The sequence below is a fragment of the Streptomyces sp. NBC_01257 genome, from assembly GCF_035917255.1.
GTDB lineage: Bacteria > Actinomycetota > Actinomycetes > Streptomycetales > Streptomycetaceae > Streptomyces.
The window spans coordinates 7,750,129-7,773,236 of sequence record NZ_CP108472.1; the positions used below are offsets into that span (position 1 = coordinate 7,750,129).

The 23,108-nt window shown below is 71.7% G+C and carries 19 protein-coding genes; 10 read left to right on the top strand and 9 right to left on the bottom strand.

Annotated elements, in window-relative coordinates:
- The first annotated feature begins 2 nt into the window (after positions 1–2).
- Complete coding sequence (locus OG408_RS33880) at positions 3–938, top strand: class I SAM-dependent methyltransferase (protein ID WP_266785182.1); 936 nt, start codon at positions 3–5, stop codon at positions 936–938.
- Positions 939–950: 12 nt separating this feature from the next.
- Here OG408_RS33880 and OG408_RS33885 read toward each other — a convergent pair whose 3' ends face one another.
- The 4 genes from OG408_RS33885 to OG408_RS33900 form a co-directional block, all read right to left on the bottom strand.
- The gene (locus tag OG408_RS33885; protein WP_266785184.1) at positions 951–1,427 is read right to left on the bottom strand and encodes an RICIN domain-containing protein; all 477 of its coding nucleotides are present in this window, start codon (positions 1,425–1,427) and stop codon (positions 951–953) included.
- An 84-nt stretch (positions 1,428–1,511) separates the two neighbouring features.
- Positions 1,512–2,348: an aldo/keto reductase gene (locus tag OG408_RS33890; protein WP_266785186.1), complete on the bottom strand. Its 837-nt coding sequence runs from the start codon at positions 2,346–2,348 to the stop codon at positions 1,512–1,514.
- A gap of 157 nt (positions 2,349–2,505) precedes the next feature.
- Positions 2,506–4,305 carry an AMP-dependent synthetase/ligase gene (locus OG408_RS33895; RefSeq protein ID WP_266785188.1) on the bottom strand — a complete coding sequence of 600 codons (1,800 nt, stop codon included), beginning with the start codon at positions 4,303–4,305 and terminating at the stop codon, positions 2,506–2,508.
- Positions 4,306–4,650: 345 nt separating this feature from the next.
- Positions 4,651–5,553, bottom strand: a complete 903-nt coding sequence (locus OG408_RS33900; protein WP_285565042.1) for a LysR substrate-binding domain-containing protein — start codon at positions 5,551–5,553, stop codon at positions 4,651–4,653.
- Positions 5,554–5,671: 118 nt separating this feature from the next.
- On the opposite strand from OG408_RS33900, the gene OG408_RS33905 reads away from it, so the two are divergent.
- A complete protein-coding gene (locus tag OG408_RS33905; protein WP_266785192.1) occupies positions 5,672–6,700 on the top strand; it encodes a bile acid:sodium symporter family protein in 1,029 nt (342 codons plus the stop codon).
- A gap of 66 nt (positions 6,701–6,766) precedes the next feature.
- Here OG408_RS33905 and fdhD read toward each other — a convergent pair whose 3' ends face one another.
- Genes fdhD through OG408_RS33930 form a run of 5 tightly spaced genes read right to left on the bottom strand, consistent with a single transcriptional unit; the run spans position 6,767 to position 13,344 of the window.
- Positions 6,767–7,615, bottom strand: a complete 849-nt coding sequence (fdhD, locus tag OG408_RS33910) for a formate dehydrogenase accessory sulfurtransferase FdhD (RefSeq protein WP_266785194.1) — start codon at positions 7,613–7,615, stop codon at positions 6,767–6,769.
- Positions 7,616–7,620: 5 nt separating this feature from the next.
- Positions 7,621–8,481: a 2Fe-2S iron-sulfur cluster-binding protein gene (locus OG408_RS33915; protein WP_326673571.1), complete on the bottom strand. Its 861-nt coding sequence runs from the start codon at positions 8,479–8,481 to the stop codon at positions 7,621–7,623.
- Positions 8,478–10,421 carry an NAD(P)H-dependent oxidoreductase subunit E gene (locus OG408_RS33920; RefSeq protein WP_326673572.1) on the bottom strand — a complete coding sequence of 648 codons (1,944 nt, stop codon included), beginning with the start codon at positions 10,419–10,421 and terminating at the stop codon, positions 8,478–8,480. Before OG408_RS33920 ends, OG408_RS33915 begins: the two co-directional genes overlap by 4 nt.
- The gene (locus OG408_RS33925; protein ID WP_326673573.1) at positions 10,412–12,349 is read right to left on the bottom strand and encodes a molybdopterin oxidoreductase family protein; all 1,938 of its coding nucleotides are present in this window, start codon (positions 12,347–12,349) and stop codon (positions 10,412–10,414) included. The genes OG408_RS33920 and OG408_RS33925 overlap by 10 nt, the downstream gene beginning before the upstream one ends.
- Complete coding sequence (locus OG408_RS33930) at positions 12,346–13,344, bottom strand: 2-dehydropantoate 2-reductase (protein ID WP_266785202.1); 999 nt, start codon at positions 13,342–13,344, stop codon at positions 12,346–12,348. The genes OG408_RS33925 and OG408_RS33930 overlap by 4 nt, the downstream gene beginning before the upstream one ends.
- Before the next feature lie 260 nt (positions 13,345–13,604).
- Here OG408_RS33930 and OG408_RS33935 point away from each other — a divergent pair, with 260 nt between their 5' ends.
- From OG408_RS33935 to OG408_RS33970, 8 genes are all read left to right on the top strand, one after another.
- A complete protein-coding gene (locus OG408_RS33935) occupies positions 13,605–14,555 on the top strand; it encodes a beta-ketoacyl-ACP synthase III (RefSeq protein WP_266785204.1) in 951 nt (316 codons plus the stop codon).
- A 64-nt stretch (positions 14,556–14,619) separates the two neighbouring features.
- Positions 14,620–15,297 (top strand): GntR family transcriptional regulator, encoded by a 678-nt coding sequence (locus OG408_RS33940; RefSeq protein WP_326673574.1) that lies wholly within the window; start codon positions 14,620–14,622, stop codon positions 15,295–15,297.
- 241 nt (positions 15,298–15,538) lie between these two features.
- Positions 15,539–16,720 (top strand): ROK family transcriptional regulator, encoded by a 1,182-nt coding sequence (locus OG408_RS33945; protein ID WP_266785208.1) that lies wholly within the window; start codon positions 15,539–15,541, stop codon positions 16,718–16,720.
- 171 nt (positions 16,721–16,891) lie between these two features.
- Positions 16,892–18,424: a sugar ABC transporter ATP-binding protein gene (locus OG408_RS33950; RefSeq protein ID WP_266785210.1), complete on the top strand. Its 1,533-nt coding sequence runs from the start codon at positions 16,892–16,894 to the stop codon at positions 18,422–18,424.
- On the top strand, positions 18,421–19,470 hold the full coding sequence (locus OG408_RS33955; protein WP_266785212.1) for an ABC transporter permease: 1,050 nt from the start codon (positions 18,421–18,423) through the stop codon (positions 19,468–19,470). Before OG408_RS33950 ends, OG408_RS33955 begins: the two co-directional genes overlap by 4 nt.
- A 75-nt stretch (positions 19,471–19,545) precedes the next feature.
- The gene (locus OG408_RS33960) at positions 19,546–20,586 is read left to right on the top strand and encodes a substrate-binding domain-containing protein (protein WP_266785214.1); all 1,041 of its coding nucleotides are present in this window, start codon (positions 19,546–19,548) and stop codon (positions 20,584–20,586) included.
- Between the two features lie 68 nt (positions 20,587–20,654).
- Positions 20,655–21,893, top strand: a complete 1,239-nt coding sequence (locus tag OG408_RS33965) for a Gfo/Idh/MocA family protein (protein ID WP_326673575.1) — start codon at positions 20,655–20,657, stop codon at positions 21,891–21,893.
- A gap of 12 nt (positions 21,894–21,905) precedes the next feature.
- Positions 21,906–22,913, top strand: a complete 1,008-nt coding sequence (locus tag OG408_RS33970) for a sugar phosphate isomerase/epimerase family protein (RefSeq protein ID WP_266785218.1) — start codon at positions 21,906–21,908, stop codon at positions 22,911–22,913.
- Positions 22,914–23,108: the final 195 nt, after the last annotated feature.

Sequence of the window (23,108 nt, forward strand, 5' to 3'; positions counted from 1 at the left end):
GCATGAGCAACCACACCGGGCACGGTCACCACCACGGCCACCAGAGCAGCGAGCACGGCCACCACGGCACCGCGCACGCGCACCACCACGATCCGGCCGCCCCCGACTGGGACGTCATGGCTCCGCTGCTGGAGCAGAACGCCGAACTCAGCAGCGAGCAGTACACGGAGGCGGCCCGCTGGATCGCCGGACTGCCGGATGCGCCGAAGGTCCGCAGGGTCCTGGACATCGGCAGCGGTCCCGGCGTGATCTCCTGCCTGCTCGCCGAGGCGTTCCCCGAGGCGGAGGTCGTCGCCGTCGACAGCACCCCGGCCCTGCTGGAGCGCACCCGCGACCGCGCCGAGCGGCTCGGGCTCGGCGGCCGGGTCACCACGCTGCACGCCGACATCCCGGACGCGCTCGCGGAGCTGGGGCAGGCGGACCTGATCTGGGCGGGCAACGCGCTGCACCACATGGGCGACCAGCGCGCCGTGCTGGCCGGGTTCGCCGCGCTGCTGCGCCCCGGTGGCACGGTCGCCCTCGTCGAGGGCGGACTGCAGCCGCGCCAGCTCCCGCGCGACCTCGGCTTCGGCCGGCCCGGGCTGGAGGCCAGGATGGAGGCGGTGCAGGCCGAGCTCTTCGAGGAGATGCGCGCGGACCTGCCGGACGCCCGGCGGGAGAACGAGGACTGGGCGGCCCTGTTCGCCGCGGTCGGTCTGACGCCCCAGGGCACCCGCAGCTTCCTGCTCGACCTTCCCGCACCGCTCGGCGACGTGGCGCGCGACCACGTCATCGCCGAGTTCACCCGCCGCCGCGACGGGCTGGCCGACCGGCTCGAAGCCGACGACCACGCCGTCCTGGACCGGCTGCTCGACCCGGAGGACCCGGCCGGGCTGCGTCAGCGCCCGGACACCTTCCTGCTGCTGGCCCGCACGGTCCACCTGGGCCGCCGCGCCTGAGCACCGGGTCCCTCAGGACGTGCCGGACACCGGCTCCAGCCGCCACCACTGGCCGGGGGAGTCGGTGTCCTCCCACTGCCGCACGGGCGCACCCCGCACCGTGCTGCCGTCGGCGACCTCCAGGACCAGTCCGCTGACGAAGCTGACCAGCGTCACCGTGCCCGGCGCCTCCAGATGGCGTTCGACCAGCCACTCCTGGGCGCCGAAGTTGTTCGCCCGCCACTGCTGGACCACGGCGCCGTTCTCCGTGGACGCGCCGCGCACGTCCAGCCGCTTGCCGCTGTGGACGTTGACCACATGGTGCAGGGCGGCGCCCTCGTGGACCGGGGTGAACTCCCAGAGCTGGGCCGCCGAGCCGTCGGCGTCGTTCTGCTGTACCGGCGCGCCGCCGCCCTTGGCCGCGTCCCGCACCTCCAGCACCAGCCCGCTGCCCACGTTGCGCAGCCGGTGCGGCCCCGCCCCGACGACGGGCGCGGTGTCCCCGGTCATGTCCGGTCCCTTCGTACGGCGAACCGCCGCCCGGCCACGGGCCGGACGGCGGTTACGGGTGGATCAGCGGTGCGACGGCACGGCTCAGGCGCCGAGGTTGAACTCGCCCGGGTGCGCACCCAGGCGCTTGCCCTCGTCGAGCGCCGCGAACGCGGCCAGGTCGTCGGCGTCCAGCTCGAAGCCGAACACATCGATGTTCTCCGCGATCCGCGACGGCGTCACGGACTTGGGGATCACCACGTTGCCCGTCTGCAGGTGCCAGCGCAGCACCGCCTGGGCCGGGGTGCGGCCGTGCTTCTGCGCGACCGCGACGACCGTCGGGACCTCCAGGAGGCCCTTGCCGGAACCCAGCGGCGACCAGGCCTCGGTCGCGATGCCGTGCTCGGCGTGCAGCGCGCGGGACTCGGCCTGCTGGAGCTGCGGGTGCAGCTCGATCTGGTTGAGCACCGGCACGACGGAGGTCTCGCCGAGGAGGCGCTCCAGGTGCTCGGGGAGGAAGTTCGACACACCGATGGCCTTCGCGCGGCCGTCGGCGTAGATCTTCTCGAACGCCCGGTACGTGTCGACGTAGGCGTCCTTGGCCGGGACGGGCCAGTGGATGAGGTAGAGGTCCACGTAGTCGAGGCCCAGCTTGTCGAGCGAGGCGTCGAAGGCGCGGAGCGTCGAGTCGTACCCCTGCTCGGAATTCCAGAGCTTCGTCGTCACGAAGAGCTCGTCACGGGAGACACCGGAGGCGGCGATGGCCTTGCCGGTGCCCGCCTCGTTGCCGTAGATCGCGGCGGTGTCGATGCTCCGGTACCCGGACTCGATGGCCGTGGCGACCGCCGCCGTGGCCTCGTCGTCCGGCACCTGCCAGACTCCGAAACCGAGCTGCGGCATCTCGACGCCATTGTTGAGGGTGAGGGAGGGGACCTGGCTCACGAGCGGTCGATCCTTACGTTGTGGGGGTGGGACTTCCCGTTTGAACGATCAAGACGGCCCGCACATTCCCGTCCGGGGCCGGATTCATCGGAACGGTACTACCGCGGGCCCCGCCGGAGCGGCACGTCCGGCGCGCCGGGCGCGGAAGCGGGGCGGATCAGCGGTAGAGCGCGTCCACCTCGGCCGCGTACGCCGTCTCGATCGCCTTGCGCTTCAGCTTCAGCGACGGAGTCAGCAGACCGTGCTCCTCGGTGAACTGGTGGGCCAGGATCCGGAACGTACGGATCGACTCGGCCTGCGAGACCGCCGTGTTCGCGGCCACCACCGCCCGCCGGACCTCCATCTCCAGATCCGGGTCCCGCACCAGGTCGCCCGGGGACATCGGCTGGCGGCCCTGCATGGCGAGCCAGTGCTCCACGGACTCCTGGTCCACGGTGACCAGGGCCGCGATGTACGGCCGGTCGTTGCCGACCACGATGCACTGCGCCACCAGCGGATGCGCCCGCACCCGCTCCTCCAGACCGGCCGGCGAGACGCTCTTGCCGCCGGACGTCACCAGGATCTCCTTCTTCCGGCCGGTGATCGTCAGATAGCCGTCCTCGTCCAGCGCCCCGATGTCCCCGGTGGACAGCCAGCCGTCGTTCAGCACCGCGTCGGTGGACTTCGGGTCGCCCAGGTACCCGGAGAACACGTTGCGCCCGTACACCCAGATCTCGCCGTCCTCGGCGATGTGCACGGTCGTGCCGGGGATCGGCTGCCCCACCGTGCCGTACCGGGTGCGCTCCGGCGGATTCGCGGTGGCCGCGGCCGTCGACTCGGTCAGCCCGTACCCCTCGTACACGGTCACGCCCGCACCCGCGAAGAACAGCCCGAGCTGCCGCTCCATGCCGGAGCCGCCGGACATGGCGTGCCGGATCCGGCCGCCCATCGCCTCGCGGACCTTCTTGTACACGACCTTCTCGAAGAACTGGTGCTGCATCCGCAGCCCGGCCGACGGACCGGGGCCCGTGCCGAACGCCCGGGCCTCCATCGCCTCCGCGTACTTCACCGCGATGTCCACGGCCTTGTCGAACGGGCCGACCCGGCCCTCCGCCTCGGCCTTGCGCCGGGCACCGTTGAAGACCTTCTCGAAGATGTACGGCACCGCCAGGATGAACGTGGGCCGGAACGTCACCAGGTCCGGCATCAGCGCCTTCGCCGACAGCTCCGGCTGATGGCCCAGCTTCACCCGGCCGCGGATCGCCGTGACCTCCACCATCCGCCCGAAGACGTGCGCCAGCGGGAGGAAGAGCAGCGTCGAGGCCTCGTCACCCGGCTTCGAGTGGAAGACCGACTCCCAGCGGGAGGCCATCGTCTCCGTCTCGAACATGAAGTTGGCGTGCGTGATCACACAGCCCTTCGGGCGTCCCGTCGTGCCCGAGGTGTAGATGACGGTCGCCACCGAGTCGGGCGTCACCGCGCGCCGGTGCCGGTGCACGACCTCGTCCTCGACATGGGCGCCGGCCTCGACCAGTTCCGTCACCGCGTCGGCGTCCAGCTGCCACAGCCGCTTCAGCTGCGGCAGCCGGTCGATCACCGAGGCGATCGTCATCGCGTGGTCCTCGTGCTCGACCATCACGGCCGACACCTCGGCGTCGTGCAGCATCCACAGGACCTGCTCGGCCGAGGACGTCGGATAGACCGGTACGGACTGCGCGCCGACCGCCCACAGGGCGAAGTCGAAGAGGGTCCACTCGTACCGGGTGCGGGACATCAGGGCGACCCGGTCGCCGAACCGCACCCCGTGTGCGATCAGCCCCTTGGCCAGTGCCAGCACCTCGTCGCGGAACGTCGCCGATGTGACGTCCCGCCAACGGCCGTCCGTGTCTTTCCGGCCGAGCGCGACCCGGTGCGGATCCTCCTCGGCGTAGTCGAACACGACATCCGCGAGCCCGCCTACGTGGGGCGCGGCCGCCATGGGTGGGACAGTGAACTCACGCAATGACCTGCTCCTTGTGGCGCTCCGCACAGCGCCGTGACGCTACCCCACCGGACGCCGCCGCGGGAGAGCCCGGAGGTGTCCGGACCAGGTGGCATCTGCACTGGTCAGGTGCTGAAATCCGGCCAGATGGGCAAGGCCCGGGCGTGCTTCTGACCAAGGAGTAAGTAGCTCGCGCGGGAATCTCCACCGAATCTGTACGCCGCGATCACCGGGTTCTGTACGGGTACGGGGGATCGGTCCGCATCTGTCTGGACCTGCCGGGCCGGGCCGGACCGCCGGGGGCCGTCGCGTACCGCCTATTCTCCCCCGCCCCGCAGCCCGTCATGCGCGGTCCCGCGCACTGATCGGACCGATTCCGCGCGGCGGACGGATCAGCCGGTCGCCGCCCGCCAGGATCGCCGCCGCCAGCGCGTCCGCGGCCTGCTGCGCACCGTCCCGCCGGCGGCCGTGCAGCAGCACGAAGTCCACGTCGCCGAGGTCCGGCAGCCCCGCCCGCGCCGTCACCGGGGCCAGCCCCGGGGGCACCAGGCCGCGGCTGTGCGCCATCACGCCGAGCCCCGCGTGAGCGGCCGCGACCAGCCCGCTGAGGCTGCCGCTCGTGCACGCCACCCGCCAGGAACGGCCCTGTTCCTCCAGCACCTCCAGCGCCCGGGCCCGGGTGATGCCCGGCGGCGGGAACAGGATCAGCGGCACCGGACGGTCCGGATCGATCCGCAGCCTCGGCGCACCGATCCAGACCAGCGCGTCCTGCCAGACCAGCTCCCCGTGGGTGTCCCCGGTCCGCCGCTTGGCGAGCACCAGGTCGAGCCGGCCGGCCGCCAGCCGCTGGTGCAGCGTCCCCGACAGCTCCACGGTCAGCTCCAGCTCGACCTCCGGATGGTCCCGGCGGAACGACTGGAGGATCTCCGGCAGCCGGGTCAGCACGAAGTCCTCCGACGCCCCGAAGCGCAGCCGCCCGCGCAGCCGGGTCCCGGTGAAGAAGGCCGACGCCCGCTCGTGGGCCTCCAGGATCGTCCGGGCGAAGCCGAGCATCGCCTCGCCGTCCACCGTGAGGTCGACCCGGTGCGTGTCCCGGGTGAACAGCTGACGCCCGGTGGCGTCCTCCAGCCGCCGCACGTGCTGGCTGACCGTGGACTGCCGCACCCCGAGCCGGCGGGCGGCCGCGGTGAAGCTCAGCGTCTGGGCGACGGCGAGGAAGGTGCGCAGCTGCGCGGGGTCGTACATGCGGAAAGGCTATCGCGATCCGTGATGACAGTCAGAGCGGTATACCGGATTCCCGATGGGGCGGATCGGGAGCAGGATGGGGAGGGCACGACCATGAACGAGAGAACACGTGGAGCACATGAGCCGCCGCACCCTGCAGTTGCCGTCCTGGCTGCCGATCGACCCGTACATCCTGGCGTTGATCGGCACCGTCGTGCTCGCGGCGCTGCTGCCGGCCTCCGGCGCGGCCGCGGACGTGGCGGGCGGGGCGTCCACCGGGGCGGTCGCGTTCCTCTTCTTCCTCTACGGCGCGCGGCTCTCCACCGCCGAGGCGCTCGAAGGACTCAAGCACTGGCGGCTCCACCTCACCGTCCTGGCCTGCACGTTCGTCGTGTTCCCGCTGCTGGGACTGGCGAGCGGGGGACTCGTGCCGTACGTGCTGACGCCGCAGCTGCAGAGCGGCTTCCTCTTCCTCTGCCTCGTCCCCTCGACGATCCAGTCGTCCATCGCCTTCACCTCGATCGCCCGCGGCAACGTTCCCGCCGCGATCTGTGCCGGATCCTTCTCCTCGATCGCGGGCATCTTCATCACCCCGCTGCTGGCGGCCGCGCTCCTCGGCAACAGCGGCGGCGGCTTCTCCGCCGACGCACTTCTGAAGATCGGCGTCCAGCTGCTGCTGCCGTTCGTCGCCGGACAACTGCTGCGCCGCTGGATCGGCGGCTTCATCGCCCGGCACAAGAAGGTCCTCGGCTACGTCGACCGCGGCTCGATCCTGCTCGTCGTCTACACCGCGTTCAGCGAGGGCATGGTCGCCGGCATCTGGCACCAGGTCACCCCGGCCCGGCTCGGCGCGCTGCTCGCCGCCGAGGCGGTGCTGCTCGCGCTGATGCTCGCGGTGAGCTGGTACGGGGCGAAGCGGCTCGGCTTCGGCCGCGCGGACCGCATCGCCATCCAGTTCGCCGGCTCCAAGAAGAGCCTCGCCTCGGGGCTCCCGATGGCCAGCGTCCTGTTCGGCGCGCAGGCGAGCCTCGCCGTGCTGCCGCTGATGCTCTTCCACCAGATGCAGCTCATGGTGTGCGCGGTGATCGCGAAGCGGCGCGCCCGCGACCCGCAGGAGGCGTTCACGGACGGCGCCGGGGTCGCGCGGGAGGCCGCGCAGGTGGGCTGAGGCCGGCCGGCGCAGGGGGCGCTCCCCGCCGGCCGGACCCCTCACCCGTGCAGCGGGAGGGGCGCCTCAGCCCTGTACGGCCGTCGCCTCCAGAGCGATGCGGTGCTCTCCCGCGTACACGTTCATGGAAGGCCCCCGCAGGAAGCCGACCAGGGTCAGGCCGGTCTCGGCCGCCAGGTCGACCGCGAGGGACGACGGCGCCGACACGGCCGCCAGCATCGGGATGCCGGCCATCACGGCCTTCTGCGCGAGCTCGAACGACGCCCGGCCCGAGACCAGCAGGATCGCCCGGGACAGCGGCAGCCGGCCGTCCGTCAGCGCCCGGCCGACCAGCTTGTCGACCGCGTTGTGCCGGCCCACGTCCTCCCGGATGTCGATCAGCTCGCCCGTCTCGGAGAACAGCGCGGCCGCGTGCAGCCCCCCGGTCCGGTCGAAGACCCGCTGCGCGGCGCGCAACCGGTCGGGGAGCGCGGCCAGCAGCCCGGGCCCGACCCGGACCGGGGGAGTGTCGGCGACCGGGTGCCGGGTCGTGGTGCGCACCGCGTCCAGGCTCGCCTTGCCGCACAGTCCGCAGGAGGACGTCGTGTAGACGTTGCGCTCCAGCGTGATGTCGGGGACCTCGACACCGGGTGCGAGCCGCACGTCCACCACGTTGTACGTGTTCACCCCGTCGGCCGTCGCCCCGGCGCAGTACACGATCGACTGCACCTCGGGGCCCGCACCGATCACGCCCTCGCTCACCAGGAAGCCGGCCGCCAGCGCGAAGTCGTCGCCCGGGGTGCGCATCGTGATGGCGAGCGGCTTGCCGTTCAGCCGGATCTCCAGCGGTTCCTCGGCGACGAGGGTGTCCGGGCGGGTGGAGACGGACCCGTCCCGGATGCGGATGGTGCGGCGGCGCTCGGTGACCCGTCCCATGACAGTCAGACCCGATTCTGTACGTGTTGGAAGCCGAAACGGCCCTTGATGCAGAGGTTGCCGTGGGTCACCGGGCTGTCGTGCGGCGAGGTGACCTTGACGATCTCATTCTCCTGCACATGGAGGGTGATGTTGCAGCCGACGCCGCAGTAGGCGCAGACCGTGGTGGTCTCCGTCTGGGCCCGCTCGTCCCAGGTCCCGGCCGCCCGCATGTCGAACTCGCTCTTGAAGGACAGTGCGCCGGTCGGGCACACCTCGATGCAGTTGCCGCAGTAGACACACGCGGAGTCGGTGAGCGGCACGTCGTGCTCGGTGGAGATACGTGCGTCGAAGCCCCGGCCCGCGACCGCGATGGCGAACGTGTTCTGCCACTGCTCGCCGCACGCGTCGACGCACTTGTAGCACTGGATGCACTTGTCGTAGTCCCGGACGTACAGGTCGTTGTCGACCTTCGGCTCCTCGTTGACGCGCGCCGAGCCGGCGCCGAAGCGGGCGGGCTTCGCCTCGTACTCCTTGATCCATTCGTCGGCCCGCGGCGTCGTCGACAGATCCGTGGCCGAGGCGAGCAGCTCCAGGACCACCTTGCGGCTGTGCCGGGCCCGCTCACTGCCGGTCAGCACCGTCATGCCCGCCTCGGCCCGGCGCGAGCACGCCGGGGCGAGGGTGCGGGCGCCCGCCACCTCGACGACACAGACCCGGCAGGCGTTCTTCGGGGTGAGCGTGTCGCCCTGGCACAGCGTCGGGATGTCCTTGCCCGCGGCCCGGCACGCCTCCAGGATCGTCGAACCCTCGGGCACCCGGGTCTCCTGGCCGTCGAGCGTGAACTCGATCAGCCGGCGCGGCAGTCGCAGCGGAACAGCGGTCACTTGTAGACCCCCAGACGGTCGATGGCGGACTCGACGGCATTCCACGCGGTCTGTCCCAGACCGCAGATCGAGGCATCGCGCATCGCCTGCCCGACCTCGCGCATCAGCGCGATGTCATCGGCGGCCGCGGCGCCCGTACGGTCCTTGATCCGGTGCAGCGCCTCCTCCTGGCGCACCGTCCCGATCCGGCAGGGCACGCACTGCCCGCACGACTCGTCGCGGAAGAACTCGGCGATCCGGAGCAGGATGCGGGGCAGCTCGACCGAACCGTCCAGGACCAGGACGACGCCCGAACCGAGTGTCGTACCGGCGGCCCGCGTCCCCTCGAAGGTGAGCGGGATGTCCAGCTCGTCGGGGCGCACGAAGCCGCCCGCCGCGCCGCCGAGCAGCACCGCCCGCAGGTCCTGCGGCGGGCCCGCGAGTTCCAGCAGCTCCCGCAGGCTCGCGCCGAACGGCAGCTCGTAGACCCCCGGCGCGGCCACCTGCCCCGATACGCAGAACAGCTTCGTGCCGGTGGACGTGCCGGTGCCGGTGGCCGCGTAGGCGGCGGCGCCGTGCTCCAGGACGGGCAGGACGTTGACCAGCGTCTCGACGTTGTTGACGGCGGTCGGCTTGCCGAAGAGGCCCTTCTCCACCGGGAACGGGGGCTTGGACCGCGGTTCGCCGCGCTGCCCCTCGATCGAGTTGAAGATCGCGGTCTCCTCACCGCAGATGTAGGCGCCCGCGCCCCGCCGGATCTCGATGTCGAAGGCGTACCCCTGGCCGAGGATGTCCGGGCCGAGCAGGCCCCGGGTGCGGGCGGTCTCCAGGGCGTGGCTCAGGCGCTCGTACGCCCGGGGGTACTCGCCGCGCAGATAGACGAAGCCCTGCCGGGCGCCGGTGGCGTAGCCGGCCACCGTCATCGCCTCGACGAGGGCGTACGGGTCGCCCTCCATCAGCACCCGGTCCTTGAAGGTGCCCGGCTCGCTCTCGTCCGCGTTGCAGACGAGGTAGTGCGGGGTGTCGGGCTGCCCGGCGGTGGCCTCCCACTTGCGGCCGGTCGGGAACGCGGCACCGCCCCGGCCGACGAGCCCGGCGTCCAGGACCTCGCGGATGACGCCCGCGGGGCCGAGGGCGAAGGCGCGGCGCAGCGCGGTGTAGCCGCCGCTCGCGCGGTACGCGTCGAGGGAGGCGGGGTCCGTGGTGCCGATGCGCTTGAGGAGGACGAGGCCGGGGCTGCCCGTCTGGGGGACGGCGGTCTCGGGTGGGGGCTGGGGCGGGGTGTGCTCGGGGGAGCGGATCGCGTGGGTGAGGGCGGCCGGGGTGGCGGGGGCGATGACCGCGGTGCGGTGGGGGGCGCCTGCCGCGCGCTGTTCCCCTTCCCGCCCCTTCCCGTACCCGTGGGCTCCGCCCCCGGGCCCCCGGTCCTCGAACGCCGGACGGGCTGACCGCGGTTGTTCGCCCGCCTGGATCAGCAGTGCCGCCGGGGCCCTCTCGCACAGGCCCAGGCAGGGGCTCTCCTGCCAGGTCGCGCCCTCCGTCGCCGTTCCCGCCGGGGCGAAGTCCCTCGTCAGGTCCGCGCAGAGGGCCGCCGAGCCGCGGGCCGCGCACGCCAGGTCCGTACAGACGTGGAGGACCTTCGGCGGGCGGGGACGCAGCGAGAACATGGCGTAGAACGTCGCGACGCCGTACGCCTCCGCCGGGGCCACCGTCAGCCGGCGGCAGAGGTAGCCGAGCGCGCCCTCGCTGATCCAGCCGATCCGGTCGTTCACCGCGTGCAGGGCGGGCAGCAGCTGGTCGCGCCGGTCCTTCGCGGCCGATGCGCCGCCCCGCGCCCACCGCAGGTCCTCGTCGCTCCGGGTGGTGCCGCCCTCCCAGCCGGACGGCGGCGGACCCAGCAGGCTGTCCACGGCCTCCCGTTCGGCGTCCGTGGGGGCGGCGTCGGTGTGTTTCAGGTCCATGAGGGCACCAGCTTCTCGATCCGGACGGCGGAGGCCTTGAACTCGGCGGTACCGGCGATCGGGCAGTTCGCCTCGATCGTCAGCGCGTTGGTGTCGACCTCGTCCGGGAAGTGCATCGTCATGAAGGCGAGCCCCGGCCGCAGCCCCGGATCGATCCACACCGGAGCGGTCACGCTGCCCCGGCGCGACGACACCCGCACCTCCTCGCCGGTCGTGACCCCGTGGGCGACCGCGTCCTCGGGGCACAGTTCGATGTACTCGCCGCGCCGCAGGGGGGACGCGTAACCACCGCTCTGCACACCGGTGTTGTACGAGTCGAGGCGACGGCCCGTCGTCAGGCGCAGCGGGTACGCCTCGTCGGTGAGGTCGACCGGCGGATCGTGCTGGACGAGACCGAAGGGCGCGGCCGGGCCGCGGCGTACCGGGTCGGTCTCCCACAGCCGGGCGTGCAGGAAGCTCGACGGCAGCTTCTCCGGGTCGGGGCAGGGCCATTGCAGCCCCTGGTGCTCCTCCAGGCGGTCATACGTCATCCCGAAGTGGTCGGGGGAGAGCGAGCGCAGTTCGTTCCACACCGCCTCGGAGTCGGTGAACTTCCAGTCGTGGCCGAGGCGCCGGGCCAGTGCGCAGATGATGTCGATGTCCTCGCGGGCCTCGCCCGGCGGGGTGAGGGCCGCCCGTACGCGCTGGACCCGCCGTTCGCTGTTGGTCGTCGTGCCGTCCGTCTCGGCCCAGGCGGCCGTCGCGGGCAGGACGACGTCGGCGAGTTCGGCTGTCTTCGTGAGGAAGATGTCCTGGACCACCAGATGGTCCAGGGCCTTCAGCCGTCGCACGGCCTGCTCGCTGTCGGCCTCGGACTGGGCCGGGTTCTCGCCGATGCAGTAGACCGCGCGCAGTTCGCCGCTCTCCATCGACTCGAACATCTCGGTGAGCGTCTTGCCGGGGCGGGGCTGGATGACGGTGTCCCAGGAGCGTTCGAACTTCCGCCGGGACGCCGGGTCCAGGATGTCCTGGAAGCCGGGCAGCTTGTTGGGGATGGCGCCCATGTCGCCGCCGCCCTGCACGTTGTTCTGCCCGCGCAGCGGCTGGACGCCGGAGCCGTACCGGCCGACGTGGCCGGTGAGCATCGAGAGGTTGATCAGTGCCCGGACGTTGTCGGTGCCGTTGTGGTGCTCGGTGATGCCCAGGGTCCAGCACAGCTGGGCCCGTTCGGCGGTGGCGTAGGCGTGCGCGAGATCGCGGACTGCCTCGGCAGGCACTCCGGTCACCTGCTCGGCGGCCGACAGCGTCCACGGCTCGACGAGCGCCGCGTACGCGTCGAAGCCCGTCGTCGCGCGGTCCACGAACGCCCGGTTGACCAGCCCGGCGTGGATGATCTCGCGGCCGATGGCATGGGCGAGCGGGATGTCCGTCCCCACGTTCAGGCCGAGCCAGCTCTCCGCCCACTGGGCCGTCGAGGTGCGGCGCGGATCGACGACGTGCATGCGCGCGCCGTTGCGGATGCCCTTCAGTACGTGCTGGAAGAAGATCGGGTGCGCGAAGCGGGCGTTGGAGCCCCACATCACGATCAGATCGGTGTGCTCGACCTCCTCGTACGAGGAGGTGCCGCCGCCCGAGCCGAAGGCGGCGGAGAGACCGGCGACGCTGGGGGCGTGACAGGTCCGGTTGCAGGAGTCCACGTTGTTGGTGCCCATCACCACGCGGGTGAACTTCTGCGCCACGTAGTTCATCTCGTTCGTCGCCCGGGCGCAGGACAGCATCGCGAAGGCATCGGGGCCCTGCGCCCGGCGGGCCTGCCGGAACCCGGCAGCCGCGCGGTCCAGCGCCTCGTCCCAGCTCGCCCGCCGCAGCACGCCGTTCGCGTCCCGGACCAGCGGGTGCGTCAGCCGCTCGTACTGCTTGCGCTCGCGCCTCTTGCGGTCGTTGTTCATGGTGCGCTCCCTGCTGGGGCCGTGGCGGCCGAGGAGGTGGTGGCGAGGAGATCGGCGAGCGCGTGCACGGCGCGCAGCGTCGGGACGGGCAGCCCGGTCAGATCGGCCAGTTCGACGACGGCCGCGAGGAGTACGTCGAGCTCGAGTGGCTTGCCCTTCTCCAGGTCCTGGAGGGTGGAGGTCTTGTGGTCGCCTACGCGCTCGGCGCCCGCGATGCGCCGCTCCACGGAGATCTCCGGGCGGCAGCCGACCGCGGCCGCGACGCCGAGGGTCTCGCGCATCATCGACTCGACGAGCGCGCGGGTGTCCGGGTGGCGGCAGATCTGGCCCATCGTGGCCCGGGACAGGGCGCTGATCGGGTTGAACGAGATGTTGCCGATCAGCTTGATCCAGATGTCCTTGCGCAGATCCGTCTCGACGGGACACTTGAGCCCGCCCGCGACCATGGCCTCGCTGAAGTCGTGGCAGCGCCGCGACACGGTCCGGCCGGGCTCCCCGATGGAGAACCGGGTACCTTCGAGATGGCGGACGACGCCCGGTGCCTCGATCTCCGTCGCCGCGTAGACGACGCAGCCGATGGCCCGCTCGGGCGGCAGCGTGGAGCTGACCGCGCCGGCCGGGTCCACACTGTTGATGCGGCGTCCGGCGTGCGGGCCCGCGAGCCCGTGGAAGTACCACCACGGGATGCCGTTCTGTGCGGCGACGACCGCGGTGCGGTCGTGCAGCAGCGGGTGGACCAGGGGACCCGATGCCGCGTACGAGTTGGCCTTGAGGCCGAGGAACACGAAGTCGACGGGCCCGACCTCCGACGGGTCGTCGGTGGCCGAGGGGCGTGCGGTGAAGTCGCCGCGCGGACTGAGGACCCGTACGCCGTCGCGGCGCATGGCGGCCAGGTGCGGCCCGCGGGCGATGAGATGGACCTCGGCGCCGGCGCGGTGGAGCGCGGCCCCGACATAGGCGCCGATCGCGCCGGCACCGACAACTGCGACTTTCACGGGCTCTCCGTTCGGTAGGTGACCGAGCGAGGCGGGAGCGGGAAGCAGTGCGGATGTGCGGGAGGAGCAGAAGACGGAGGAGACAGGAAACCCTGTAACGTCGACAGAATATTGTCTACAGTATGCGGTCCGGAGGGTCAAGGCTGTTGTCAAGCCTCCAACCCCCGGCCGGGAATCCTGTGGGATCACGTGCCCCTGTACCGGGCGGTAGCGACCAAGACTGGATGGTTCCTGCCATAAGTAGCGAGGGGAACCTGAATATGACCGGCTCACGTGTCGTGGCGCTCGGCCACTATCAGCCCGCCAAGGTGCTCACGAACGACGATCTGGCGGCCATGGTCGACACCAGCGACGAGTGGATCACCAGCAGGGTCGGCATCAAGACCCGCCACCTCGGCGGCCCCGACGAGCCGGTGGACGAGCTGGCCGCGCACGCGGCGGCCAAGGCGCTCGCCGCAGCCGGCCTGCAGCCCGCCGACATCGACCTGGTCCTGGTCGCCACCTCCACCGCGATCGACCGGTCCCCGAGCATGTCGGCCCGCGTCGCCGCCCGGCTCGGCATGACCTCGCCCGCGGTGATGGACATCAACGTGGTGTGTTCCGGGTTCACGCACGCCCTCGCCACCGCCGACCACGCCCTCCGGGCTGGCGCGGCCACCCGTGCGCTGGTGATCGGCGCCGACAAGATGGGCGACATCGTCGACTGGACCGACCGCACCAGCTGTGTGCTGATGGGCGACGGTGCCGGTGCGGCCGTCGTGGTCGCCGACTCCGGTACCGGGGGCAGGCCCGGCATCGGGCCGGTGCTGTGGGGGTCCGTGCCGGGGATGGGGGACGCGGTGCGGATCGAGGGGACGCCGCCGCGCTTCGCCCAGGAGGGGCAGTCCGTCTACCGCTGGGCCACCACCCAGCTGCCGCCCATCGCGCGCAAGGTGTGCGAGAAGGCCGGGGTCACCCCCGAGGACCTCGCGGCGGTGGTGCTGCACCAGGCCAATCTGAGGATCATCGAACCCGTCGCCAGGAAGATCGGCGCCGTCAACGCGGTCATCGCGCGGGATGTGGTGGATTCGGGCAATACGTCCGCGGCCTCGATCCCGATGGCCCTGTCCAAGCTGGTGGAGCGCGGCGAGGTCGCCACGGGCGCCCCGGCCCTGCTCTTCGGCTTCGGCGGGAACCTCAGTTACGCGGGACAGGTGATCCGCTGTCCCTGAGGGGCCTTGCGCTCGGTAGACTGTAGACGATAAGCAATTGCTCGTCGCCCGGAGGGGGACCGCGATGTTGTCCACAGGACTGCCGCAGGGGGCCGTGCCGAAGCTGGAACGGCCCGGGCCACTGCGCGAGCGCGTCTACGAGGCGCTGCTCGAACTCATCACCACCCGGGCGCTCCGCCCCGGCCAGCATCTGGTCGAGAGCGAGCTGGCCGGACACCTCGGTGTGTCCCGGCAGCCGGTCCGCGAGGCGTTGCAGCGGCTCAACACCGAGGGATGGGTCGATCTGCGGCCCGCCCAGGGTGCGTTCGTCCACGAACCCACGGAGGAGGAGGCGGACCAGCTCCTCTCGGTCCGTACGCTCCTGGAGGCCGAGGCGGCCCGTCTCGCCGCCGCCAACTCCGGCACCTCGGGCATCGCCGCCCTGGAGGAGCTCTGCGCCAAGGGGGAGCAGGCCGTCGCCGACGACGACGTGGACCTGGCGGTGGCGACCAACGCCGCCTTCCACGCCAAGGTCATGGAACTGGCGGGCAACGTCGTCCTCTCCGAACTGGCCGGGCAGGTGGACCGCCGGGTCCGCTGGTACTACACCCCCGTCGCCCGGCAGCGCGGCACGCAGTCCTGGATCGAGCACCGCTCCCTGATCGCCGCCATCTCCTCGCGCGACGAACAGCGGGCGACCGCGATCATGCGGGCGCACACGGAGCACACCCGGCAGACGTACCACCAGCGCGACGAAAGCTGATCCGGGCCCGCTCCCCCCGCCCTCGAACGCCGGCTGAGGCATCGGACCACCGGCGATCGGGGGCTTTTCCGCGCTCCCGGACGTCCGCTCCGCACCCCTTCCACCCCCTCTTTGTCCTCGGGGTGGAGAAAGTTGCGGTGGATTCCTGCGCAACTTCTTCCCACTCCCGGCAACCGCTGCTACGTTCCCCTCCAAAGCCCGACGGACAGGCCGATGTGGCGGGGAGGGGCGCGTGAGACGAATGACGGCACGACCCGCGAATGCGCATCAGGCGCGACTGCTTCGGCTGTTGCGCGACGGCGGGCCCAACTCACGGGCACAGCTGGGGGATCAGGTCGATCTCTCCCGCTCCAAGCTCGCCGTCGAGGTGGACAGACTGCTGGAGACCGGCCTTGTCGTGGCCGACGGACTCGCCGCATCCCGCGGCGGGCGTCGCTCGCACAACATCCGGCTCGCCCCGGCACTGCGCTTCCTCGGCGTCGACATCGGCGCCACCTCGGTCGACGTGGCGGTCACCAACGCGGAGCTGGAGGTCCTGGGCCACCTCAACCACCCCATGGACGTACGCGAAGGCCCCGTCGCCATCTTCGAGCAGGTGCTGTCCATGGCGGCCAAGCTCCGGGCCTCCGGGCTCGCCGAAGGATTCGACGGCGCCGGCATCGGCGTACCGGGACCGGTCCGCTTCCCCGAAGGCATCCCGGTCGCACCGCCGATCATGCCCGGCTGGGACGGCTTCCCGGTCCGCGAGGCGCTCAGCCAGGAACTGGGCTGCCCCGTCATGGTCGACAACGACGTGAACCTCATGGCGATGGGGGAGCAGCACGCGGGCGTCGCCCGCTCCGTGGGCGACTTCCTCTGCGTCAAGATCGGTACCGGCATCGGCTGCGGCATCGTCGTCGGCGGCGAGGTCCACCGCGGTACGACGGGCAGCGCCGGCGACATCGGCCACATCCAGGTCGAACCCGACGGCCGCCCCTGCGCCTGCGGCAACCGGGGCTGCCTGGAAGCACACTTCAGCGGCGCCGCCCTGGCCCGCGACGCCGAGGACGCGGCACGCGCCGGTCAGTCCACGGAGCTCGCGGCCCGGCTGGAGGCGTCCGGGAAACTCACCGCCGTCGACGTGGCCGCCGCCGCGGCCGCGGGCGACCCCACCTCGCTCGACCTGATCCGCGAAGGCGGCAACCGGGTCGGACAGGTCATCGCCGGACTCGTCAGCTTCTTCAACCCCGGTCTGGTGGTGATCGGCGGTGGGGTGACCGGACTGGGCCACACGCTGCTGGCCAGCGTCCGGACCCAGGTCTACCGGCAGTCACTGCCGCTGGCCACCGGCAACCTCCCCATCGTGCTGGGCGAACTCGGACCCGCCGCCGGAGTGATCGGCGCGGCCAGGCTCATCAGCGACCACCTCTTCTCACCCGCCTGACCCTTCTCGAAGCCACCCGGCCAGCACCGAAGGCACCGCCCCCGCGCCCCAGGCCGGGGTCCGGGGAACATCCCCGGGACCGCACTGCGCCCTGCCCGCTCACCGGCCCTTCCCCCCTGCTCGCGGACTCGCCCGCGCAGGGGAAAACCCCACCCGCCGAGGGGATTTGTCATGGCTCCAGAACCACCGCTGCTCACCATGTCCGGAATCACCAAGTCCTTCCCCGGCGTGCGCGCCCTCGACGGCGTGGACCTGGAGGTCCAGGCCGGCGAAGTCCACTGCCTCCTCGGTCAGAACGGCGCCGGCAAGTCCACCCTCATCAAGGTGCTCGCCGGGGCCCACCAGCCCGACGACGGCCAGATCACCTGGCGCGGCGAACCGGCCGTGCTCAAGTCGCCGATCACCGCGATGCGCCTGGGGATCGCCACCATCTACCAGGAACTCGACCTGGTCGAGAGCCTGTCGGTCGCCGAGAACGTCTTCCTGGGCCACGAGCCCACCAGCGCCGGCTTCGTCGTCCGCACCCACCGGGGCCGCACCGCCGCCGCCGCGCTGCTGAAGCGGCTCGGCCACCCGGAGATCGACCCCGGCCGCGCGGTCGGCGAACTCTCCGCGGCCCAGCAGCAGATCGTCTCGATGGCCCGGGCGCTCTCCCACGACGTGCGCCTCATCGTGATGGACGAACCGTCCGCCGCCCTCGACCCCGACGAGGTCGACAACCTCTTCCGGATCGTCGCCTCGCTCACCGCGGACGGCGTCGCCGTCGTCTACATCTCGCACCGCCTGGAGGAGATCCGCCGGATCGGCGACCGGGTGACCGTCCTCAAGGACGGCCGGGCCGTCGCCGTCGGACTCCCCGCCGAGTCCACACCGACGCGCGACATCGTTGCCATGATGACCGGCCGCAACGTCGAGTACGTCTTCCCGCCCCGCCCCGAGGGCACCCCCGAGGACGCCCGGCCCGGGCAGCCCCCGGTCCTCACGGTCCAAGGGCTCACCAGGCAGGGCGAGTTCGACCCGGTCGACCTGGAGCTCAGGCCCGGCGAGATCGTCGGCCTCGCCGGACTCGTCGGCTCCGGGCGCTCCGAGATCCTGGAGACCATCTACGGCGCCCGCAAGGCCACCGCCGGCCGGGTCACGGTCGCGGGCAAGCCGCTGCGGCCCGGCAGTGTGCGCGCCGCCGTCGCCGCCGGCATCGGCCTCGCCCCCGAGGAACGCAAGGCGCAGGCCCTGCTGATGCTCGAATCCGTCACCCGTAACGTCTCCGTCTCCACCATGTCCCGCTTCTCCAGGGGCGGTTGGGTCGACCGGGGAGCAGAGCGGAAGGCGGCCCGCGCCGCCACCCGCGAACTCTCCCTGCGCCCCGACAACCCGGACACCCCCGTCCGCACCCTGTCCGGCGGCAACCAGCAGAAGGCGGTCCTCGCCCGCTGGCTGCTGCGCGGCTGCCGGGTGCTGCTGCTCGACGAACCGACCCGCGGAGTGGACGTCGGCGCCCGCGCCGAGCTCTACGCCGTGATCCGCCGGCTGGCCGACGAAGGCCTCGCCGTTCTGCTCGTCTCCAGCGAAGTGCCCGAAGTCCTGGGCCTCGCCGACCGGGTGCTCGTCCTTCGTGAGGGTCGCGTCGTGCACACGGCGGACGCCAGGGAGCTCGACGAGCACCGCGTACTCGACCTCGTGATGGAAGGGAGCCCGACGTCATGACGCAGCCCGTCTCATCGGCGCAGCAGAGCGGGCCGGACAAGGGCGCCGCGCCCGTGTCCGTCCCCGCGTCCCCGAAGAAGGACGGGTCCCCGCGAGCCTTCGGGCTGCGCGCGGACGTCCGCAACCTCTCGCTGCTCGGCGTCCTCGCCGCGCTCATAGTCGTCGGCGGCATCACCGAGCCCGACGCGTTCCTGGACACCGGGAACCTCCAGCTGATCCTGACCCAGTCGTCCGTCATCGGTGTCGTCACCGTCGGCATGACCTTCGTCATCATCAGCGGGGGCATCGACCTCTCCGTCGGCGCCATGGTCGCCCTCGCCTCCGTCTGGGCGACGACGCTCGCCACCCAGGACTTCGGCTTCGCGGGCATCCTCTTCACCGCCGTCCTGGTCGGCCTCGGCGCCGGACTCGTCAACGGGGTGCTGATCGCGTACGGCAGGCTGGTGCCGTTCATCGCGACGCTGGCCATGCTCGCGTCCGCCCGCGGTCTGGCCCTCCACATCACCGACGGCAAGACGCAGATCGTCACCGTCAAGTCGGTCCTCGACCTGGGCCTGCCCGACGCGTACGTCCTCGGCATCCCGCCGCTGGTCATGATGTTCGCCGTGGTCACCGTCGTCGGCTGGCTGGTGCTCAACCGGACGACCTTCGGCCGCCGCACGGTCGCCGTCGGCGGCAACGCGGAAGCGGCCCGGCTGGCCGGCATCGACGTACGCAGGCAGCGGCTCTACCTCTACCTGCTGTCCGGACTCTGCTGCGGCATCGCCGCCTTCATGCTGATCATCCTGTCCGGTTCCGGCCAGAACACCAACGGCAACCTGTACGAGCTCGACGCCATCGCCGCCGCGATCATCGGCGGCACCCTGCTCACCGGCGGCCGCGGCACCATCGTCGGCTCCGTGCTGGGTGTCCTCGTCTTCACCACGATCACCAACATCTTCGCGCTCAACAACCTGCAGACCGACGTCCAGCAGATCGCCAAGGGCGCGATCATCGTCGCCGCCGTCCTCGTCCAGCGCCGGACGTCGGCCCACGGAGAGACCTGACCCTCCGTCTCCACCCGTTCGACCCCCGCTTGTTACGCATCCCACGCCGCACATCGGATGAAGGGTTTGACAGCCATGCCAGAAACCAGCCGCAGAGGACTCCTCTTCGGGACCGCCGCCGTCTCCGCGGGCGCTCTGCTGACCGCCTGCACCAGCAACGAGCCCAAGGAGAAGGACACCGCCTCCCAGAGCAACGCCCCGGCCGCCGACGACAAGCCGGGCAAGCCCGTCACCATCGGCTTCGCGGGACCGCAGGCCGACCACGGCTGGCTCAACGCGATCAACGAGAACGCCAAGTCGCGGGCGAAGAAGTACTCCGAGGTGACCCTGGAGACCACCGAGGGCTCCAACGACACCGCCGCCCAGATCGGCCAGGTCAAGACCCTCATCAACAAGAAGGTCGACGTCCTCGTCATCCTCCCGGCCGACGGCAAGGCGCTCACCCAGGTCGGCCTGGAGGCCATGCGGGCGGGCATCCCCGTCATCAACCTGGACCGCATCTTCGCCTCCCCGCAGGCCTACCGCTGCTGGGTCGGCGGCGACAACTACGGCATGGGCCTCAACGCCGGTACGTACATCGGCGAGCAGCTCAAGGACAAGCCGAACGCCAAGGTCGTCGAGCTCGCAGGCATCGACAACCTGGAGCTGACCAAGCAGCGCAGCAAGGGCTTCGCCGACGCGCTGAAGAACTACTCCAACATCGAGCTGGTGGCCCGTCAGGCGGCCGACTTCACCGTCGAGTCCGGCCAGGCGAAGATGGCCCAGCTCCTCCAGGCGCAGAAGAAGTTCGACGCCCTGTGGAACCACGACGACGACCAGGGCGTGGGCGCGCTCCGCGCCATCCAGCAGGCCGGCCGCGACGAGTTCCTGATGGTCGGCGGTGCCGGGGCCAAGTCCGCGATGGACGCCATCAAGGCCGGCAACAGCGTGCTGAAGGCCACGGTCCTCTACCCGCCGACCATGGCGGCATCGGCCATCGACCTGGCCCGTGCGCTCGGCCAGGCCAAGGGGGTGTCCGGACTCGCCGAGCTGGAGATCCCGACCAACCTCACCCTGTACTCGGCCGTGGTCACCAAGGACAACATCGACCAGTACCTGCCGACGGGCTTCAACTGAGCCGCCCCGCAGGAGGGTGCTGACCCTCCTGCCGCACCCACCGAACCACCGATGAGGAGGAAGCCCGGATGGCCCGTAGGGAAGAGACGGAGCAGGAGGCGGCCGCGCCGCCGACGTACCGGCCGATGGCGAGCGCACCGACGCTCGGGGTCGGCATGGTCGGATACGCATTCATGGGCGCCGCCCACTCGCAGGGATGGCGCACCGCGGGCCATGTCTTCGAGCTGCCGATGAGGCCGGCTCTCGCCGCGATCTGCGGACGTGACCGGCCGGCGGTCGAGGCCGCCGCGGACCGGCTCGGCTGGGCGGCGGCCGAGACCGACTGGCAGGCCCTGATCGCCCGGGACGACGTCCAGCTCGTCGACATCTGCACCCCCGGCGACAGCCATGCGGAGATCGCCATCGCGGCTCTGGAGGCGGGCAAGCACGTGCTGTGCGAGAAGCCGCTCGCCAACACGGTCTCGGAGGCGGAGGCCATGGCCGAGGCGGCGGAGCGGGCCGCCGCCCGGGGCCAGATCGCGATGGTCGGCTTCAACTACCGCAAGGTGCCCGCCATCACGTACGCGCGGAAGCTGATCGCCGAGGGCCGGATCGGCACGCTGCGGCACGTGCGGGCCACCTACCTCCAGGACTGGCTGGTGGACCCCGAGTCACCGCTCACCTGGCGGCTGAAGAAGGACCGCGCGGGCTCCGGCGCGCTCGGTGACCTCGGGGCGCACATCGTGGACCTCGCGCAGTACCTGGCGGGGGAGCTGCTGGTGGGGGTCTCCGCGATGAGCGAGACCTTCGTCCGGGAGCGCCCGCTGCTCGCCGGCCCCTCGGGAGGCCTCGGCGGGGTCGCCGCCGCGGGGGAGCTCGGCACGGTGACGGTCGACGACGCGGCCGTGTTCACCGGACGGCTCGCCTCGGGCGCCCTGGCGTCCTTCGAGGCGACCCGGATGGCGGCCGGACGCAAGAACGCGCTCCGGCTGGAGATCAACGGGGAGCGCGGCTCGCTCGCCTTCGACCTGGAACGGCTCAACGAGCTGTCCTTCCACGACCACACCGAGCCCGCCACCACGGCCGGCTTCCGGCGCATCCTGGTCACCGAGCCCGAGCATCCGTACCTGGAGGCATGGTGGCCGCCGGGCCACGCGCTCGGCTACGAGCACACGTTCATCCACCAGGCCCGCGACGTGGTACGGACGATCGCCGAAGGAGCGCCGCCCGTACCGTCGTTCGCCGACGGGCTGCAGGTGCAGCGGGTGCTCGCGGCGGTGGAGGAGAGCGCCGCGAAGAACTCCGTACTCACGCCCGTACAGCTCTAGGAGGTCCTGCGCATGCCCCGTCCCTTCACCCTCTTCACCGGCCAGTGGGCCGATCTGCCCCTGGAGGAGGTCTGCCGGTACGCCCGTGACTTCGGCTACGACGGCCTCGAACTGGCCTGCTGGGGCGACCACTTCGAGGTGGACAAGGCCCTGGCCGACCCCGGCTACCTGGAGAGCCGGCACCAGCTGCTCGACAAGTACGGGCTGAAGTGCTGGGCGGTCTCCAACCACCTGGTCGGCCAGGCCGTCTGCGACAGCCCGATCGACGAGCGCCACCAGGGCATCCTGCCCGCCCGGATCTGGGGGGACGGGGAGCCCGAGGGGGTGCGCCGGCGGGCCGCGGAGGAGATCAAGAACACCGCACGGGCCGCCGCCGCCTTCGGCGTCGACACGGTCATCGGCTTCACCGGCTCGTCGATCTGGCATCTCGTCGCGATGTTCCCGCCGGTCCCGCCGCACATGATCGAGCGCGGGTACGAGGACTTCGCGGAGCGCTGGAACCCGATCCTGGACGTCTTCGACGCCGAGGGGGTGCGGTTCGCCCACGAGGTCCACCCCAGCGAGATCGCGTACGACTACTGGACCACGCACCGCGCGCTGGAGGCGGTGGACCACCGGCCGGCGTTCGGGCTGAACTTCGACCCGAGCCACTTCGTGTGGCAGGACCTGGACCCGGTCGGCTTCCTGTACGACTTCCGGGACCGGATCTACCACGTGGACTGCAAGGAGGCGCGCAAGCGCCTGGACGGGCGCAACGGCCGGCTCGGCTCCCACCTGCCGTGGGGCGATCCGCGCCGCGGCTGGGACTTCGTCTCGGCGGGGCACGGGGACGTGCCCTGGGAGGACGTGTTCCGGATGCTGCGGTCCATCGGGTACGAGGGGCCGGTGTCCGTGGAGTGGGAGGACGCGGGCATGGACCGGCTGGCGGGGGCGCCGGAGGCGCTGACGTCCCTGAAGCGGTTCGATTTCGACCCGCCGAGCGCGTCGTTCGACGCGGCGTTCGGCGGCGGCAAGGACTGAGGCGCCGGGGGCGCGGCCCCTCCCGGGGGCTCCGCCCCCGCACCCCCGCTCCTCAATCGCCGGAGGGGCTCGAAGGTGCCCGGCGGCACCGTGGACGCCGCCGGGCCGCTCCCCCCTGCCCACGTCCCTCTTTGTCCTGGGCAAGGAAGAAGTTCAACAACACTGCTGCACAAGGGCTTTCCGTCCCGGACGAAC

Bases quoted from the DNA above. Each gene is read 5' to 3' on its own strand.
- OG408_RS33880 (WP_266785182.1), top strand. From the start codon at position 3: ATGAGCAACCACACCGGGCACGGTCACCACCACGGCCACCAGAGCAGC.
- OG408_RS33885 (WP_266785184.1), bottom strand. From the start codon at position 1,427: ATGACCGGGGACACCGCGCCCGTCGTCGGGGCGGGGCCGCACCGGCTG.
- OG408_RS33895 (WP_266785188.1), bottom strand. From the start codon at position 4,305: ATGGCGGCCGCGCCCCACGTAGGCGGGCTCGCGGATGTCGTGTTCGAC.
- OG408_RS33900 (WP_285565042.1), bottom strand. From the start codon at position 5,553: ATGTACGACCCCGCGCAGCTGCGCACCTTCCTCGCCGTCGCCCAGACG.
- OG408_RS33905 (WP_266785192.1), top strand. From the start codon at position 5,672: ATGAGCCGCCGCACCCTGCAGTTGCCGTCCTGGCTGCCGATCGACCCG.
- fdhD (WP_266785194.1), bottom strand. From the start codon at position 7,615: ATGGGACGGGTCACCGAGCGCCGCCGCACCATCCGCATCCGGGACGGG.
- OG408_RS33920 (WP_326673572.1), bottom strand. From the start codon at position 10,421: ATGGACCTGAAACACACCGACGCCGCCCCCACGGACGCCGAACGGGAG.
- OG408_RS33925 (WP_326673573.1), bottom strand. From the start codon at position 12,349: ATGAACAACGACCGCAAGAGGCGCGAGCGCAAGCAGTACGAGCGGCTG.
- OG408_RS33935 (WP_266785204.1), top strand. From the start codon at position 13,605: ATGACCGGCTCACGTGTCGTGGCGCTCGGCCACTATCAGCCCGCCAAG.
- OG408_RS33940 (WP_326673574.1), top strand. From the start codon at position 14,620: ATGTTGTCCACAGGACTGCCGCAGGGGGCCGTGCCGAAGCTGGAACGG.
- OG408_RS33945 (WP_266785208.1), top strand. From the start codon at position 15,539: ATGACGGCACGACCCGCGAATGCGCATCAGGCGCGACTGCTTCGGCTG.
- OG408_RS33950 (WP_266785210.1), top strand. From the start codon at position 16,892: ATGGCTCCAGAACCACCGCTGCTCACCATGTCCGGAATCACCAAGTCC.
- OG408_RS33955 (WP_266785212.1), top strand. From the start codon at position 18,421: ATGACGCAGCCCGTCTCATCGGCGCAGCAGAGCGGGCCGGACAAGGGC.
- OG408_RS33960 (WP_266785214.1), top strand. From the start codon at position 19,546: ATGCCAGAAACCAGCCGCAGAGGACTCCTCTTCGGGACCGCCGCCGTC.
- OG408_RS33965 (WP_326673575.1), top strand. From the start codon at position 20,655: ATGGCCCGTAGGGAAGAGACGGAGCAGGAGGCGGCCGCGCCGCCGACG.
- OG408_RS33970 (WP_266785218.1), top strand. From the start codon at position 21,906: ATGCCCCGTCCCTTCACCCTCTTCACCGGCCAGTGGGCCGATCTGCCC.